At 61.4% G+C, this 17,269-nt stretch carries 14 protein-coding genes; 12 read left to right on the forward strand and 2 right to left on the reverse strand.

The window, feature by feature from the left end; all coding sequences use genetic code 11:
- The first annotated feature begins 287 nt into the window (after window positions 1-287).
- The 7 genes from BLO80_RS14335 (at window position 288) to BLO80_RS14365 (ending at window position 9,112) form a co-directional block, all read left to right on the forward strand.
- Window positions 288-1,889: an ABC transporter substrate-binding protein gene (locus BLO80_RS14335; protein WP_092328488.1), complete on the forward strand. Its 1,602-nt coding sequence runs from the start codon at window positions 288-290 to the stop codon at window positions 1,887-1,889.
- A 171-nt stretch (window positions 1,890-2,060) separates the two neighbouring features.
- Window positions 2,061-3,476, forward strand: coding sequence for an OprD family porin (locus tag BLO80_RS14340; protein WP_092328491.1), 1,416 nt, complete (start codon window positions 2,061-2,063; stop codon window positions 3,474-3,476).
- A gap of 75 nt (window positions 3,477-3,551) precedes the next feature.
- Complete coding sequence (locus BLO80_RS14345; protein WP_092328493.1) at window positions 3,552-5,147, forward strand: ABC transporter substrate-binding protein; 1,596 nt, start codon at window positions 3,552-3,554, stop codon at window positions 5,145-5,147.
- Between the two features lie 73 nt (window positions 5,148-5,220).
- Window positions 5,221-6,231: an ABC transporter permease subunit gene (locus BLO80_RS14350; protein ID WP_030139822.1), complete on the forward strand. Its 1,011-nt coding sequence runs from the start codon at window positions 5,221-5,223 to the stop codon at window positions 6,229-6,231.
- A gap of 10 nt (window positions 6,232-6,241) precedes the next feature.
- Window positions 6,242-7,153 (forward strand): ABC transporter permease subunit, encoded by a 912-nt coding sequence (locus BLO80_RS14355; protein ID WP_072411260.1) that lies wholly within the window; start codon window positions 6,242-6,244, stop codon window positions 7,151-7,153.
- Between the two features lie 10 nt (window positions 7,154-7,163).
- Window positions 7,164-8,132 carry an ABC transporter ATP-binding protein gene (locus tag BLO80_RS14360; RefSeq protein WP_053118412.1) on the forward strand — a complete coding sequence of 323 codons (969 nt, stop codon included), beginning with the start codon at window positions 7,164-7,166 and terminating at the stop codon, window positions 8,130-8,132.
- Complete coding sequence (locus BLO80_RS14365) at window positions 8,132-9,112, forward strand: peptide ABC transporter ATP-binding protein (RefSeq protein WP_092328495.1); 981 nt, start codon at window positions 8,132-8,134, stop codon at window positions 9,110-9,112. Before BLO80_RS14360 ends, BLO80_RS14365 begins: the two co-directional genes overlap by 1 nt.
- 137 nt (window positions 9,113-9,249) lie before the next feature.
- On the opposite strand, the gene BLO80_RS14370 is transcribed toward BLO80_RS14365, so the two are convergent.
- Window positions 9,250-9,507 (reverse strand): hypothetical protein, encoded by a 258-nt coding sequence (locus BLO80_RS14370; protein ID WP_092328497.1) that lies wholly within the window; start codon window positions 9,505-9,507, stop codon window positions 9,250-9,252.
- Between the two features lie 463 nt (window positions 9,508-9,970).
- Window positions 9,971-11,554: a peptide chain release factor 3 gene (locus BLO80_RS14375; RefSeq protein ID WP_092328500.1), complete on the reverse strand. Its 1,584-nt coding sequence runs from the start codon at window positions 11,552-11,554 to the stop codon at window positions 9,971-9,973.
- A gap of 331 nt (window positions 11,555-11,885) precedes the next feature.
- Here BLO80_RS14375 and BLO80_RS14380 point away from each other — a divergent pair, with 331 nt between their 5' ends.
- The 5 genes from BLO80_RS14380 to BLO80_RS14405 all read left to right on the forward strand — a co-directional run bounded on the left by BLO80_RS14380 (window position 11,886) and on the right by BLO80_RS14405 (window position 16,992).
- A complete protein-coding gene (locus BLO80_RS14380; protein WP_092176970.1) occupies window positions 11,886-12,602 on the forward strand; it encodes an ABC transporter permease in 717 nt (238 codons plus the stop codon).
- Window positions 12,603-12,627: 25 nt separating this feature from the next.
- Entirely contained in the window at window positions 12,628-13,530 is a 903-nt protein-coding gene (locus BLO80_RS14385; RefSeq protein ID WP_092328502.1) for a glycine betaine ABC transporter substrate-binding protein, read from the forward strand.
- A gap of 15 nt (window positions 13,531-13,545) precedes the next feature.
- Entirely contained in the window at window positions 13,546-14,199 is a 654-nt protein-coding gene (locus BLO80_RS14390) for an ABC transporter permease (protein ID WP_060739198.1), read from the forward strand.
- Complete coding sequence (locus BLO80_RS14395; protein WP_072411274.1) at window positions 14,196-15,353, forward strand: osmoprotectant ABC transporter ATP-binding protein OsmV; 1,158 nt, start codon at window positions 14,196-14,198, stop codon at window positions 15,351-15,353. The genes BLO80_RS14390 and BLO80_RS14395 overlap by 4 nt, the downstream gene beginning before the upstream one ends.
- Before the next feature lie 475 nt (window positions 15,354-15,828).
- A complete protein-coding gene (locus BLO80_RS14405; RefSeq protein WP_072411286.1) occupies window positions 15,829-16,992 on the forward strand; it encodes a type III PLP-dependent enzyme in 1,164 nt (387 codons plus the stop codon).
- Window positions 16,993-17,269: the final 277 nt, after the last annotated feature.

A 17,269-nucleotide genomic window follows, 5' to 3' on the forward strand; every position in this document is an offset into this window, starting at 1 on the left:
GGGCTCGCTCCCACGGCATACCGTTGCTTTACGCCAAGACCCAGGAAAATGCCTACATCCAAAAGCACTGCGTACCACAGCAGTTGGTTTGGGACGTATCGCCTTTTCCCACAAGTCTTTCAGGCATTACGCATTTACCGCCCGGCCCACGGCTCATACCGTCGGCACTTGGGCGACTTGCCAGCCCTGCGGCATCGCTACGCAATGGAATGAGCTCAGTGCCCCGGACCTGTCCCGGAAGGACGTCGGTTCACTGTTAAAACACCCCGAACGAGAGAGGGAGCGTCATGCGCCATACCTTGGTTTTATCCGCATTGCTGGGCACCGGCCTGCTGGCCGCGACGTCCGCGGCCCAGGCCGCCGGCGGTAGCCTGGTGTTCTGTTCCGAAGGCAGCCCCGCCGGTTTCGACACCGCGCAATACACCACGGCCACCGACAACGATGCCGCCGAACCGCTGTACAACCGCCTGGCCGAGTTCGAAAAAGGCGCGACCAACGTGGTCCCAGGCCTGGCAACCCGCTGGGACATTTCCGAAGACGGCTTGAAGTACACCTTCCACCTGCGCGAAGGGGTGAAATTTCACACCACCGACTACTTCACGCCGACCCGGGATTTCAACGCCGACGACGTGCTGTTCACCTTCAACCGCATGCTTGATCCGCAGCATCCGTTTCGCAAGGCCTACCCCACCGAGTTCCCCTACTTCAACGGCATGAGCCTGAACAAGAACATCGCCAAGGTGGAAGCGACCGGGCCATTGACCGTGGTCATGACCCTCAACAGCGTGGACGCCGCGTTCATCCAGAACATCGCCATGAGCTTCGCCGCGATCCTGTCGGCCGAATACGCCGACCAGTTGCTCAAGAGCGGCAAGCCGAGCGACATCAACCAGAAGCCAATCGGCACCGGGCCGTTCGAGTTCAAGAGCTACCAGAAAGACTCCAACATCCGCTACGTTGCCAACCAGCAGTACTGGGCGCCGGAGCGGGTGAAACTGAACAACCTGATTTTCTCCATCAACACCGACGCCTCGGTGCGGGTGCAGAAGCTCAAGGCCAACGAATGCCAGATCACCCTGCATCCGCGTCCCGCCGACGTGCCGGCCTTGAAGAACGACCCCAAGCTGCAGTTGATCGAGAAGCCCGGCTTCAACCTGGGCTACATCGCCTACAACACCCGCCACAAACCGTTCGATCAGGTCGAAGTGCGCCGGGCGCTGGACATGGCAGTGAACAAGCAAGGCATTCTCAATGCGGTGTACCAGGGCGCGGGACAACTGGCGGTCAACGCCATGCCGCCGACGCAGTGGTCCTACGACGACACCATCAAGGACGTCGCCTACAACCCGGAAAAAGCCAAGGAGTTGCTCAAGGCCGCCGGGGTCAAGGAAGGCACTGAAATCACCCTCTGGGCCATGCCCGTGCAACGTCCGTACAACCCCAACGCCAAGCTGATGGCCGAGATGCTCCAGGCCGACTGGGCGAAGATCGGCTTGAAAGTGAAGATCGTCAGCTACGAATGGGGCGAGTACATCAAGCGCACCAAGAATGGCGAGCACGACGTCAGCCTGATCGGTTGGACCGGTGACAACGGGGACCCGGACAACTGGCTTGGCACGCTGTACAGTTGCGACGCCATTGGTGGCAACAACTACTCCATGTGGTGCGACCAGGACTACGACAAGCTGATCAAGCAGGCCAAGGTCGTCACCGACCGCGACCAGCGCACCGTGCTCTACAAACAGGCCCAGCAGTTGCTCAAGCAGCAAGTGCCGATCACCCCTGTTGCCCACTCCACGGTCAACCAGCCGCTGAGTGCCAAAGTCGAAGGGTTCAAAGTCAGCCCCTTCGGTCGCAACGTTTTTTCGGGCGTCAGCCTGAACCCATAACCGTCTAGCCACACAGCGCGGGCTTCCTTTGGAAGCCCCACGCAGACGTCTTGCCGCAATTCGCCGATCAGGCACCAGGCAAACGTTTGCAAGCTGTGAATGAGTTGTAAAACCGATAGCCGTATCACCAAAAAAGAACGGCATTAAAAAGAAAGAAAAGGAGCGTTACCGATGAAACTGAGCAATACCGCGATACTGGCCTTGGCCATCAGCAGCATTAGCGCAACAGCGTTTGCAGAATCCCAGAGCCAGGCGGTCACCCCGGTGACCCTCAAGACCACCAGCGAGCAAAGCGAAGCCAAGGGTTTCATCGACGGCCAGTCCATCACTGGCACCACGCGCAACTGGTACGCCAACGAGCAATTCAAGCGCGGCACGAAACTCACCTATCGCAAGAACGGTGAAGCTCGCGAGACCGATCGCCGGATCAACTGGCTGCAAGGCACCATCATCAAGTACAACTCGGGTTTCACTGAGGGCACCGTGGGCTTCAGCACCGAACTGGCCGCCTACAACGCCATCGCCCTGGACCAGGACCGCAAGGACCTGGCGTCCAACAACGGCGGTGCACCGACCACCCGTCCTGGCGCCGGCAACAACCGTACCCTGACCCGCGAAGGCGGCGACGCCGTGGGCCAGTGGAGCAAACTGGGCCTGGCCAACCTCAAGGCTCGCATTTCCAATACCACCCTGACCGCCGGCCGCCAGAATTTCAGCAGCCCGATGGTCGACGTCATCGGCAACCGTGCCCTGCCCTCCAGCTTCCAGGGTGTGAGCCTGCACAGCGAAGAGTTCGAAAACCTGGCGTTTGACATCGCCACCTTCGACCGCAACTCGCCGCGTACCGAAGAGAGCCTGCGCAAGTTCCGCTCCGAATACGGTGACAGCAGCGTCGAGACCGATCACGTCAACACCGCCGGTATCACTTACCAGCCACTGGCCAGCCTGAAGACCAGCCTCTGGGCGACCCAGGCCGAGGACATGTGGAACCAGTACTACTTCGGCGCCACCCATGAGCTGGGCGACAGCTCGGTGCTGAGCCTGACCACCGGCCTGAACTACTACAAGACCGTGGACTCGGGCAAAAGCAAGCTGGGCGAAATCGACAACGACACCTATTCCCTGTCGTTCGGCCTGACGCACCAGGCCCACAGCCTGACGTTCTCGTACCAGGAAGTGAACGGTAACGAGTACTTCGACTACCTGCACGAAACCAACGGCATCTACCTGGCCAACTCCCTGCTGTCGGACTTCAACGGCCCGAACGAGAAATCCTTCCAGATCGCCTACGGCCTGAACATGGCTGAATACGGCGTGCCAGGCCTGAAGTTCAACATCTACCAGGCGCGCGGCTGGGGTATCGACGGTACGCACTACAACAGCACCGGTTACAGCGACGTCCGGGCGATGGACGGTGAGCACCACTACGAATACGGCGTCGGTGCGTCCTATGCCGTACAGAGCGGCCCGCTGAAAGCCACCGCGATCCGTGCCACCTACACCGCACACCGCGCCAGCGAAAACCAGGCCGACGGCAGCCTCAACGAGTTCCGCCTGGTCACCACCATTCCGTTCAACATTCTCTAAACTGCCACCGGGCGGTCGACTCACAAGGTTGACCGTCCGGTCTTTTGCCACTGACCCGATTGCAGAGGATTGACGATGAACATGATTCCCTTACGCGCCGCCATCGCCGCCGCATTGCTGAGCGTCGCCGTTGGCGCCACGGCCAAACCCCTGGTGGTTTGCACTGAAGCCAGCCCGGAAGGCTTCGACATGGTCCAGTACACGACTGCAGTCACCGCCGATGCCGTGGCGGAAACCATTTTCAATCGCCTGGCCGATTTCAAGCCCGGCACCACCGAGGTGATTCCGGCCCTGGCCGAATCCTGGGACATCAGTGACGATGGCCTGACGTACACCTTCCACCTGCGCAAGGGCGTCAAGTTCCACACCACCGAATACTTCAAGCCGACCCGCGACATGAACGCCGACGACGTGGTCTGGAGCTTCCAGCGCCAGCTGGACCCGAACCACCCGTGGCACAAACTGTCGAGCGTGGGCTTCCCCTACTTTGAAAGCATGGGTTTCAAGGAACTGCTCAAAAGCGTCGAGAAAGTCGACGAGCACACGGTCAAGTTCAGCCTGACCCGCCGCGAAGCGCCATTTCTGGCCGACATCGCCATGGCCTTCTCCTCGATCTACCCGGCCGAATACGCCGACCAGTTGCTCAAGGCCGGCAAGGCCGGCGACCTCAACAGCAAGCCGGTCGGTACCGGGCCGTTCGTCTTCCAGCGCTACAACAAGGACGCCCAGGTGCGCTTCAAGGCCAACCCGGATTATTTCCGTGGCAAGCCACCGGCCGATGCCCTGGTGCTGGCCATCGCCACCGACAACAATGTGCGCATGCAAAAACTCAAGACCAATGAGTGCCAGATCGCGCTGTACCCCAAACCCGATGACATCCCCAGCATCAAGAAAGACCCGAACCTGAAGGTCGCTGAACTGGACGCGATGACCGTCTCCTACACCGCCCTGAACACCAGCCACAAATACATGAGCGACGTGCGGGTGCGCAAAGCCATCGACCTGGCCTTCGACAAGGAAGCCTATGTCAACGCGCTGTTCGGCAAGGGCAACGCCACCGTGGCGGTCAACCCGTACCCGCCGACGCTGCTGGGCTTCAACCACGACCTGAAGAACCCACCCCGCAACCTCGACAAGGCCCGCGAGCTGCTCAAGGAAGCCGGCGTGCCGGAAGGCACCGTGTTCACCCTGTTCACCCGCAACGGCGGCGGCCCGACCAACCCCAACCCGATGCTCGGCGCGCAGATGATGCAGGCGGACCTGGCGAAGGTCGGGATCAAGGTCGACATCCGCGTGATGGAATGGGGCGAAATGCTCAAGCGCGCGAAAAACGGCGAGCACGACATGGTCTCCGCCGGATGGGCGGGCGACAACGGCGACCCGGATAACTTCCTGACGCCTATGCTCAGTTGCGAAGCGGCCAAGAACGGCGAAAACTACGCGCGCTGGTGCAACGAGAAATTCCAGGCGCTGATCGACCAGGCTCGCGCCACCGTGAACCCCGAGGAACGTATCAAGCTCTATGAACAGGCCCAGGTGATTTTCAACCAGGACCAACCGTGGATCAGCATGGCCCACACCCGCATGTTCACGGCCATGCGCAACAACGTAGAGGGTTATGTGATTAGCCCGCTCACCACCAACAACTTCGCCAACACCCAGGTGAAGTAGATAAGAAAACGCCCGGCATCCTTTATCGAGGGCTGCCGGGCACGCCTAACCGGCTGATGAGGTACACCTGAAGATGTTTAGTTTTATTGCCCGCCGACTGGGATTATTGATCCCCACGTTCTTCGGCATCACCTTGCTGACCTTCGCGTTGATTCGCATGATCCCCGGCGACCCCGTGGAAGTGATGATGGGCGAACGTCGGGTCGATCCCGAAATGCATGCACAGGCAATGGAACGCCTTGGCCTCAATAAACCGCTGTATGCCCAGTACCTGGACTACATCGGCAAGCTGGCCCACGGCGATCTCGGCGAATCGCTGCGTACCCGTGAAAGCGTATGGACCGAGTTCAGCTCCCTATTTCCCGCGACCCTGGAACTGTCCATGGCCGCCCTGTTGTTCGCCGGTATCCTGGGCCTGCTGGCCGGGGTGATCGCGGCACTCAAGCGAGGATCCCTGTTCGACCATGGGGTGATGGGCATCTCCCTGGCGGGGTATTCGATGCCGATCTTCTGGTGGGGCCTGATCCTGATCATGTTCTTCTCGGTGTCCCTGGGCTGGACGCCGGTGTCGGGACGGATCGACCTGCTCTACGACATCGAGCCGAAAACCGGCTTCATGCTGATCGACACCCTGCTGGCCGACGAGCCGGGCGCGTTCCTCGATGCCCTGCACCACCTGATCCTGCCGGCCATCGTGCTGGGCACCATTCCGCTGGCGGTGATCGCCCGCATGACCCGTTCTTCGATGCTCGAAGTGCTGCGTGAAGACTACATCCGCACCGCCAAGGCCAAAGGCCTGTCGCCGTCGCGCGTGGTGTTCGTGCATGGCCTGCGCAACGCACTGATCCCGGTGCTGACCGTGGTCGGCCTGCAGGTCGGTACGCTGCTGGCCGGTGCGGTCCTGACCGAAACGATCTTCTCCTGGCCGGGCATCGGCAAGTGGCTGATCGAAGCCATCGGCGCCCGGGACTACCCCGTGGTGCAGAACGGCATCCTGTTAATCGCCTGCCTGGTGATTCTGGTCAACTTCGTCGTGGACATCCTCTACGGCTTTGCCAACCCACGCATCCGTCACCAGCGCTGAGATCAAAACCATGAGTACTCCAACTACCGCGGTAGCAGTCGATCAAAGCCTGCTGTACCCGTCCCCGTACAAAGAATTCTGGCACGCGTTTTCTCGCAACAAGGGCGCCGTGGCCGGCTTGCTGTTCATGATCCTGATCGTGTTCTGCGCGATCTTCGCCCCGTGGGTCGCGCCCCATGACCCGAGCGAGCAGTACCGCGACTTCCTGCTGACGCCGCCGGCCTGGCTTGAAGGCGGGCAGATCCAGTTCCTGCTGGGCACTGATGAGCTGGGCCGCGATTTGCTCTCGCGCCTGATCCAGGGTTCGCGCCTGTCGCTGCTGATCGGCTTGTCGTCGGTGGTCATGTCGCTGATCCCGGGCATCCTGCTGGGCCTGTTTGCCGGGTTCTTCCCGCGTATCCTCGGCCCGACCATCATGCGCCTGATGGACATCATGCTCGCCCTGCCTTCGCTGCTGCTGGCCGTGGCGATCGTCGCCATCCTCGGCCCTGGCCTGATCAACACCGTGATCGCCATCGCCATCGTCTCGCTGCCGTCCTACGTGCGCCTGACCCGCGCCGCCGTAATGGGCGAACTGAACCGCGACTACGTCACCGCCGCGCGCCTGGCCGGTGCCGGCCTGCCGCGCCTGATGTTCATCACCGTGCTGCCCAACTGCATGGCACCGCTGATCGTGCAGGCAACCTTGAGCTTTTCCTCGGCGATCCTCGACGCCGCCGCCCTGGGCTTCCTCGGCCTCGGCGTACAGCCGCCAACCCCGGAGTGGGGCACCATGCTGGCCTCGGCCCGGGACTACATCGAACGCGCCTGGTGGGTCGTGAGCCTGCCTGGCTTGACCATTTTGCTCAGCGTGCTGGCAATCAACCTGATGGGCGACGGTCTGCGCGATGCGCTGGACCCGAAACTCAAGAATGCCGCCTGAGGAGATTCCCATGTCACTGCTAGAAATCAAGAATCTCAACGTTCGCTTCGGCGATGCCACCGCCGTGCCGGTGGTCGATGGCCTGGACCTGAGCGTGGAAAAAGGCGAAGTCCTGGCGATCGTCGGCGAATCGGGCTCGGGTAAATCCGTGACCATGATGGCGCTGATGGGCCTGATCGAGCACCCCGGCATCGTCACCGCCGATGCGCTGAACTTCGACGGCAAGAACATGCTCAAGCTGAGCAACCGCCAGCGCCGGCAGATCGTCGGCAAAGACCTGGCGATGGTCTTCCAGGACCCGATGACCGCGCTCAACCCCAGCTACACCGTGGGTTTCCAGATCGAAGAAGTGCTGCGCCTGCACCTGAAGATGTCCGGCAAGGCCGCCCGCAAGCGCGCCATCGAACTGCTGGAAAAAGTCGAGATCCCGGGCGCTGCCAGCCGCATGGACGCCTACCCGCATCAGTTGTCCGGCGGCATGAGCCAGCGCGTGGCAATTGCCATGGCGATTGCCGGCGAGCCAAAGTTGCTGATCGCCGACGAACCGACCACCGCCCTCGACGTGACCATCCAGGCCCAGATCATGGACCTGCTGCTGGCCCTGCAAAAAGAACAGGACATGGGCCTGGTGCTGATTACCCATGACCTGGCCGTGGTGGCTGAAACCGCCCAGCGCGTGTGCGTGATGTACGCCGGCCAAGCCGTGGAAGTGGGCCAGGTGCCCGAGCTGTTCGACATTCCGGCCCACCCGTACAGCGAAGCGCTGCTGGCGGCGATTCCGGAGCACAGCATGGGCGCCGAGCGCCTGGCCACGCTGCCGGGCATCGTGCCCGGCCGCTACGACCGTCCGCAAGGCTGCCTGTTGTCGCCGCGCTGCCCGTATGTGCAGGACAACTGCCGGCAACAACGCCCGGCCCTCGATCCGAAATCCAACAGCCTCGCCCGCTGCTTCTACCCGTTGAACCAGGAGGTGGCGTGATGGCCGTCGTACTTACCGCCCGTGACCTGACCCGTCATTACGAAGTGTCCCGAGGCATGTTCAAGGGCCATGCGACCGTGCGCGCCCTCAACGGTGTGTCGTTCGAACTGGAGGCCGGCAAGACCCTGGCCGTGGTGGGTGAATCCGGTTGCGGCAAATCCACCCTCGCCCGGGCCCTGACGCTGATCGAAGAACCGTCCTCCGGCTCCCTGAAAATCGCCGGGCAGGAAGTGACCGGCGCCAACAAGGCCGAACGCAAGCAATTGCGCAAAGACGTGCAGATGGTGTTCCAGAGCCCCTATGCGTCCCTCAACCCACGGCAGAAAATCGGTGATCAACTGGCCGAGCCGTTGCTGATCAACACCAACCTGTCGGCCACCGAGCGGCGCGAGAAAGTCCAGGCGATGATGAAGCAGGTGGGCTTGCGTCCCGAGCATTACCAGCGCTACCCGCACATGTTCTCCGGCGGCCAGCGCCAGCGCATCGCCCTGGCCCGCGCCATGATGTTGCAACCCAAGGTGTTGGTGGCGGACGAACCGACATCGGCGCTGGACGTGTCGATCCAGGCCCAGGTGCTCAACCTGTTCATGGATTTGCAGCAGGAATTCAACACCGCCTACGTGTTCATTTCCCACAACCTGGCGGTGGTGCAACACGTGGCCGACGACGTCATGGTGATGTACCTCGGTCGCCCGGTGGAGATGGGCCCCAACGAGTCCATCTACAGCCGCCCGCTGCACCCGTACACCCAGGCGCTGCTGTCGGCCACCCCGACCATCCACCCGGACCCGAACAAGCCGAAGATCAAGATCGTCGGCGAACTGCCCAACCCGCTCAACCCGCCGCCCGGCTGCGCCTTCCACAAGCGTTGTCCGTACGCCACCGAGCGTTGCAAGACCGAAGAACCGGCCTTGCGACCGCTCGATAACCGGTTGGTGGCGTGTCACTACGCCGAGCGGTTCCTCGAAGGCGCGGCGTAAAGCAAAAGGCAGATAGAGCACTTGTGGCGAGGGAGCTTGCTCCCTCGCCACAGGTAATGCATCAAACTGAACACCTGAAAAACCCTCCGCCCTACGAAGCAATAGCCGGGCAGGAGGGTTTTTTATTGGTCTCGACTCTACGTCTGGCTATCGCCTTCGTCGCCCTCACCACTATCTCCACCGTCGTCGGGCTCCTGGTCGATGGTCGAGTCATCATCATCCTGATCACCCGGTTCCTCTGTGGTGGTCGCGGCAAGCATCATCTCGCCTTGCGCCACCTGCCCACTCGACGCGTGCTGCTCATGCTCATCGCATTCGGCCCATGCGGCGGTAGAGCCCAGGGACAGCATCACCAAAACCTTCAGCAAAAACATCATGCGTAGAAGCTTGTTCATAGCCAACTCCTTCTTTTCCGGATGAAGCCGAGGCCTGACGGCGCTCAAGAAATCGAGTTCTGAACAGGTCGGTTCACCAGATAGGACGCTGCCTAACAGCCAGAATGCCGCTGCTCGACAGATTGGTTTCGAATAAGGGTTATCTCCAATCCAACTAACGCCAAACCCCAGTGTGGGAGCGAGCTTGCTCGCGATGGGCAGCACATCCCACATCCAGGCAAGCTGACCCACCGCCATCGCGAGCAAGCTCGCTGCCACAGGGGACCCAGGTCGGATGCAGATTTGGATTCGCTGAAGATCTGATGTGGGAGCGGGCTTGCTCGCGAAGGCGGTGTGACAGCCAATGAAGATGGTGAATGTACTGACCTCTTCGCGAGCAAGCCCGCTCCCACCGTTGGAAAGTGAGCGGCAATAAAAAACCCCGTTGCTCTCACAGCGGGGTTTGGGTACTGCCACTCAGCGCTTAGTGATGCTCACGGGTCGCGCGGAATTTCACGTCCGGCCAGCGCTCTTCCATCAGCGCCAGGTTGACCCGGGTCGGGGCCAGGTAGGTCAGGTGACCGCCGCCGTCCAACGCGAGGTTTTCCACGGCCTTGTTGGAGAATTCCTCGAGTTTCTTCTTGTCGCCGCATTCCACCCAACGGGCGGAGTACACGGTGATCGGCTCATAGGAGCACTCGACCTTGTATTCCTCTTTCAAGCGGCTGGCGACCACATCGAACTGCAGCACCCCGACGGCGCCGAGGATGATGTCGTTGCTGCGCTCCGGGAAGAACACCTGGGTGGCACCCTCTTCGGCCAGTTGCTGCAGGCCCTGGCGCAGTTGCTTGGACTTGAGCGGGTCCTTCAGGCGTACGCGGCGGAACAGTTCCGGGGCGAAGTGCGGGATGCCGGTGAAACCCAGGGTTTCGCCTTCGGTGAAGGTGTCGCCGATCTGGATGGTGCCGTGGTTGTGCAGGCCGATGATGTCACCGGCGAAGGCTTCTTCCAGTTGCTCGCGCTCCGAGGAGAAGAAGGTCAAGGCGTCGCCGATGCGCACGTCCTTGCCGGTGCGCACGTGGCGCATCTTCATGCCCTTGTCGTATTTGCCGGAGCAGATGCGCATGAAGGCGATACGGTCGCGGTGCTTGGGGTCCATGTTCGCCTGGATCTTGAACACGAAGCCCGAGAATTTCTCTTCCACCGGTTCCACGGTGCGCTCGTTGGCGATGCGTGGCAGCGGACGCGGGGCCCAATCGACCACGGCGTCGAGCACATGGTCCACGCCGAAATTGCCCAGGGCGGTACCGAAGAACACCGGGGTCAGTTGGCCGTCGAGGAATTCCTGCTGGTTGAACTCGTGGCAGGCGCCCTGCACCAGTTCCAGTTGCTCGACGAAACGATCGTACTCATCGCCCAGGTGCGCGCGGGCCTCGTCGGAGTCGAGCTTCTCGATGATCTTGACGTCGGTGCGCTCGTGCCCGTGACCGGCGGTGTAGACGATGATGTAGTCGTCGGCCAGGTGGTACACGCCCTTGAAGTCGCGGTAGCAACCGATCGGCCAGGTGATCGGCGCCGCCTTGATCTTCAGGACCGCTTCGATCTCGTCGAGCAGTTCGATCGGGTCGCGGATGTCGCGGTCGAGTTTGTTGATGAAACTGACGATCGGCGTGTCCCGCAGGCGGCAGACATCCATCAGCGCGATGGTCCGTGGCTCGACGCCTTTACCGCCGTCGAGGACCATCAAGGCCGAGTCCACTGCCGTCAGGGTGCGGTAGGTGTCTTCGGAGAAGTCTTCGTGTCCCGGGGTGTCGAGCAGGTTGATCATGTGATCGCGATACGGGAACTGCATGACCGACGTGGTAATGGAGATACCCCGTTGTTTTTCCATTTCCATCCAGTCGGAGGTGGCATGGCGGTCGGACTTGCGAGACTTCACCGTGCCGGCGACCGCAATCGCCTTGCCCATCAGCAAGAGCTTCTCGGTGATGGTGGTCTTACCGGCATCGGGGTGGGAAATAATGGCGAAAGTGCGGCGTTTCGCGACTTCGGCGGCCTGTTTGGTCATGGGAAATCGCCTGGCAGGTGATTCAAAAAAGGGCGGCGATTATAGCTCAACTTGTGCCAGGAACCGAACCGTTGAGCACATCCGGGGTGGCCAGATCATCCCTTCCATGGGAACCTTTTGCCGCGTGGAGGCGTCCACCCCCCTGATACGAGCAACCGTCAGGGTCTGGAAAATCAGCAAGTTAGCCTGACGGGGCTGCGCTCATGGCTCACTTCGACAACCGTTTACCGGCCTCGAAAAGAGCTGCTTCTCGCGAACGTTTTTCCGGCAACCAGTAATGGTTTGCCGCCCGGGAAAGCGTGCGCCGACTGAAAGACAAAGGAGTCCGCCTGTGGCTATCCGCTATGGCAAAGGGCTTATCGGGGGTGCGGTCGTCGTCGCGCTCCTGGCCCTGTTGATCCACTGGATCGGCATCGATACGATCCAACGCTACCGCGACGATCTGCTGTTTTACCTGCAAGCGCACCTGATGCTTGTATTGGCCTCCATGCTGGCGGCCCTGGTTGTCGGCATCCCCGCCGGCATCGCCCTCAGCCGCCCCGGCCTGGTCGGGCGCGCCGAACGCTTCATGCAAGTGTTCAACATCGGCAATACCGTACCGCCCCTGGCCGTGCTGGCCATCGCCCTGGGCATCCTGGGCATCGGCAGCGGGCCTGCCATCTTCGCCCTGTTCCTCGCCTCGCTGCTGCCCATCGTGCGCAACACCTATGAAGGCCTGAAGAATGTCCAGGGCTCCCTCAAGGAAGCCGCCGTCGGCATCGGCATGACCCCACGCCAGGTGCTGTGGAAAGTCGAGTTGCCCAACGCCGTGCCGATCATCGTCGGTGGCGTGCGCGTGGCCCTGGCGATCAACGTCGGCACCGCGCCCCTGGCGTTCCTGATCGGCGCCAACAGCCTCGGCAGCCTGATCTTCCCCGGCATCGCCTTGAACAACCAGCCGCAGCTGTTGCTCGGCGCGGCCTGCACCGCCCTGCTGGCGCTGCTGCTCGACGGCCTGGTGACACTGGCCAGCCGCCTCTGGCTAGAACGCGGTCTGCGACCGTCATAAGCCGGCTGGAAAAAGGAAATCGTTTATGAAGAAGTTGAGCTTGATACTGGGCTGTGTCCTGCTGTTCGCAGGGTTCGCCCAAGCCGCGGAAAAACCGCTGATCCGCCTCGGCGCCCGGGTATTCACCGAGCAGACACTGCTGGCGGAAATCACCGCGCAATACTTGCGCAGCAAAGGCTACGACGCGCAGATCACCGGCGGCCTGGGCAGCAACCTGGCCCGCAGCGCCCATGAAACCGGGCAACTGGACCTGTTGTGGGAATACACCGGCGTGTCGCTGGTGGCCTACAACCACGTCACGGAAAAACTCGACAGCGCCCAGTCCTACGCCCGGGTGAAAGAACTCGACGCCAAAAAGGGCCTGGCCTGGCTGGCACCGTCGAAATTCAGCAACACCTACGCCTTGGCGCTGCCGGAAAAAGTCGCGCAGCAATATCCGCAGATCAATTCCATCAGCCAGTTGAACACGGTGTTGCAGGCCGAAGCCGATGACAATCATCTGGTGGCCCTGGACACCGAATTCGCCAACCGTTCCGACGGCCTGGCGGGCATGGTGGAGCAGTACGGCATGAACCTGACCCGCAAGAATATCCGGCAGATGGACGCGGGCCTGGTCTACACCGCCCTGCGCAACAGCCAGGTGTTCGCCGGCCTGGTGTACACCACCGACGGCCGGCTGAACGCGTTCAAGTTGAAGCTGCTGGAAGACGACAAGCACTACTTCCCCGACTACACCGCCGCGCCGGTGGTGCGCCAGGCGTTCCTCGACGCGCACCCGCAACTGGCCGCGCAGCTCAAGCCCCTGGCCGAGTTGTTCGACGATGAAACCATGCGCCAGCTCAACGCCCGCGTGGACGTCAACCATGAAAGCCCCTCCGCCGTTGCCGCCGATTTCCTGCGCCAACATTCGCTGCTCTCAACCCAATGACCTGGAGGAAAAGCCATGGATTTTCTTGACGCCTTTTCCCATCTGGACTGGCCGCTGGTGCTGCACCTGACCTGGCAGCACATCACCCTGGTGGGCATCGCCGTGACCCTGGCGATTGTGGTCGGCGTGCCCCTGGGCATTTTCATGACCCGCTTCCCGGCGCTCGCCGGCCCCTTGCAGGCCAGCGCCACGGTGCTGCTGACGATTCCGTCGATCGCGCTGTTCGGCCTGTTGTTGCCGTTCTATTCCAAGTTCGGCCAGGGCCTGGGCCCGATGCCGGCGATCACCGCGGTGTTTCTCTATTCGTTGTTGCCGATCATGCGCAACACCTACCTGGCCTTGACCGGCGTCGAACCGGGCATCCGTGAAGCCGCCCGCGGCATCGGCATGACCTTCGCCCAGCGCCTGCGCATGGTCGAACTGCCCATCGCGGTGCCGGTGATCCTGGCCGGCGTACGCACCGCCGTGGTCATGAACATCGGCGTCATGACCATCGCCGCCACCATCGGCGCCGGTGGCCTGGGCGTGCTCATCCTCGCTTCCATCAGCCGCAGCGACATGTCGATGCTGATCGTCGGCGCCGTGCTGGTCAGTCTTTTGGCCATCTTCGCCGACCTGCTTCTGCAATGGCTGCAACGCTCGCTGACCCCAAAAGGACTATTGAAATGATCGAACTTCAGAACCTCAGCAAAACCTTCAAGAGCAACGGCAAAGACGTCAAGGCCGTGGACTCGGTGAACCTGATCGTCAACGAAGGCGAGATCTGCGTGTTCCTCGGGCCGTCGGGCTGCGGCAAAAGCACCACGCTGAAGATGATCAACCGGCTGATCCCGCCCACCTCGGGCAAGGTATTGATCAACGGCGAAGACACCACCGGCCTGGACGAAGTGACCCTGCGCCGCAACATCGGCTACGTGATCCAGCAGATCGGCCTGTTCCCGAACATGACCATCGAGGAAAACATCACCGTGGTCCCGCGCCTGCTGGGCTGGGACAAGCAGAAGTGCCACGACCGTGCCCGCGAACTGATGAGCATGATCAAGCTCGAGCCCAAGCAGTACCTGCACCGCTACCCCCGTGAACTGTCGGGCGGGCAGCAGCAACGGATCGGCGTGATCCGGGCCCTGGCGGCCGATGCGCCGCTGTTGCTGATGGACGAACCGTTCGGCGCGGTGGACCCGATCAACCGCGAGATGATCCAGAACGAGTTCTTCGAGATGCAACGGGCGTTGAACAAGACCGTGATCATGGTCAGCCACGACATCGACGAGGCGATCAAGCTGGGGGACAAGATTGCGATCTTCCGCGCCGGCAAGCTGGTCCAGTTCGATCATCCGGATACCCTGCTGGCGCATCCGGCCGACGAGTTCGTCAGCAGTTTCGTCGGCCAGGACAGCACGCTCAAGCGCCTGTTGCTGGTCAAGGCCGAGGACGCCGCCGACAACGCCCCGTCGGTCAGCCCCGAAACCCCGGTGAGCGAGGCGCTGGAGCTGATGGACGAACATGACCGTCGCTACGTGGTGGTCACCTGCGCCGAGAACAAGGCCCTGGGCTATGTGCGACGGCGCGACCTGTACCGTCAGAGCGGCACCTGCGCGCAGTACTTGCGGGAATTCAACGCCACCGCGGCCTACGACGAACACCTGCGGATCCTGCTGTCGCGCATGTACGAGTTCAACCGCTCGTGGCTGCCGGTGATGGACGCCGAGCGGGTGTTCCTCGGCGAGGTGACCCAGGAATCCATCGCCGAATACCTCAGCTCCGGGCGCTCGCGCGGCGGCAAGACCAGCATTGTCTCGCCGGCCGAGACGGCCTCTGCCTGACCGGGCACAACAGCTTTTGTGGCGAGGGAGCTTGCTCCCGCTGGGTCGCGAAGCGGCCCCAAAAGCGATGAGCGCTTCGCACTCAAGCGGGAGCAAGCTCCCTCGCCACAAAGGCACATCCGGCGGCCTGAAAACCGATCCAATTGAACATCAATCTGTCACGCAGGTCGGTTACATCATGAGCTGTCGCGGGCCGCACGACGGATGTGTGCAAAAACGCGACATTTTTAGTTGATCTCAGGCCCCTCACGCCCTAAAGTTCGCGCCGAACGTCCATGCTGGAAACGATCCATCCGGCTCAAGTACTGACGACGAGACAGCAAGGCCAAGGGAATCATGTATCCCATGGCCTTTTTGCTTTCGGCGACATGCCTTGGGAAGTAGGCGAACCAAAGTGGGGATACGGAGGACGTTCACGAGGGCTGATTGCCCTCACACCCATTGATCCTGATGTTTGCCAGTAGGAGTCCCAAGTATGTCGATCCAGGTCGAAGATTATTTTGCGCGCGAAACTTTCCAGAAAATGAAAGCGTTCGCCGACAAGCAGGAAACCCCGTTCGTGGTGATCGACACCGCGATGATCTCCCAGGCCTATGACGACCTGCGCGCCGGTTTCGAATTCGCCAAGGTCTACTACGCCGTCAAGGCCAACCCGGCGGTGGAAATCATTGACCTGCTCAAGGACAAAGGCTCGAACTTCGACATCGCCTCGATCTATGAGCTGGACAAGGTCATGAGCCGTGGCGTGGGCCCGGACCGGATCAGCTACGGCAACACCATCAAGAAATCCCGCGACATCCGCTACTTCTACGAGAAGGGCGTGCGCCTGTACGCCACCGACTCCGAAGCCGACTTGCGCAACATCGCCAAGGCCGCGCCGGGTTCGAAGGTCTATGTGCGGATCCTCACCGAAGGCTCGACCACCGCTGACTGGCCGTTGTCGCGCAAGTTCGGCTGCCAGACCGACATGGCCATGGACCTGCTGATCCTGGCCCGCGACCTGGGCCTGGTGCCATACGGCATTTCGTTCCACGTCGGCTCGCAACAGCGCGACATCAGCGTCTGGGACGCGGCCATCGCAAAGGTCAAGGTGATCTTCGAGCGTCTGAAGGAAGAAGACGGCATCGTCTTGAAGCTGATCAACATGGGTGGTGGCTTCCCGGCCAACTACATCACCCGCACCAACAGCCTGGACACCTACGCCGAGGAAATCATCCGCTTCCTCAAGGAAGACTTCGGCGACGACCTGCCGGAAATCATCCTGGAGCCGGGCCGTTCGTTGATCGCCAACGCCGGTATCCTGGTCAGCGAAGTGGTGTTGGTGGCGCGTAAGTCCCGTACCGCTGTCGAGCGTTGGGTGTACACGGATGTGGGCAAGTTCTCCGGCCTGATCGAAACCATGGACGAAGCCATCAAGTTCCCGATCTGGACCGAGAAGAAAGGCGAGATGGAAGAAGTGGTCATCGCCGGCCCGACCTGCGACAGCGCCGACATCATGTATGAGAACTACAAGTACGGTCTGCCGTTGAACCTGGCCATTGGCGATCGCCTGTACTGGTTGTCGACCGGGGCCTATACCACCAGCTATAGCGCGGTGGAATTCAACGGCTTTCCGCCGCTGAAATCGTTTTACGTGTAATGCGTTCGGGCGCTTGAACGTCCATCGTTCGAGCCCTGTTGCGTAATAGAAGACGGCGTTTTTCCAGAAATGGAAAGCGCCGTTTTTTGTTTTTGTTCTCGATGAGACCGCGTTTCCCCTGTGGGAGCGAGCTTGCTCGCGATAGCAGTGAGTCAGCCGACAGTGATCTGGCTGACAGGCCGCTATCGCGAGCAAGCTCGCTCCCACAGGATTTTGTCGCTCACCTCATCACTGATCGGCACCTTTTAGGTGTGTTTATGAATGCTTCTCGATAACA

The organism is Pseudomonas sp. NFACC56-3, from assembly GCF_900100025.1.
In the GTDB taxonomy this organism is placed as follows: domain Bacteria; phylum Pseudomonadota; class Gammaproteobacteria; order Pseudomonadales; family Pseudomonadaceae; genus Aquipseudomonas; species Aquipseudomonas fluorescens_AA.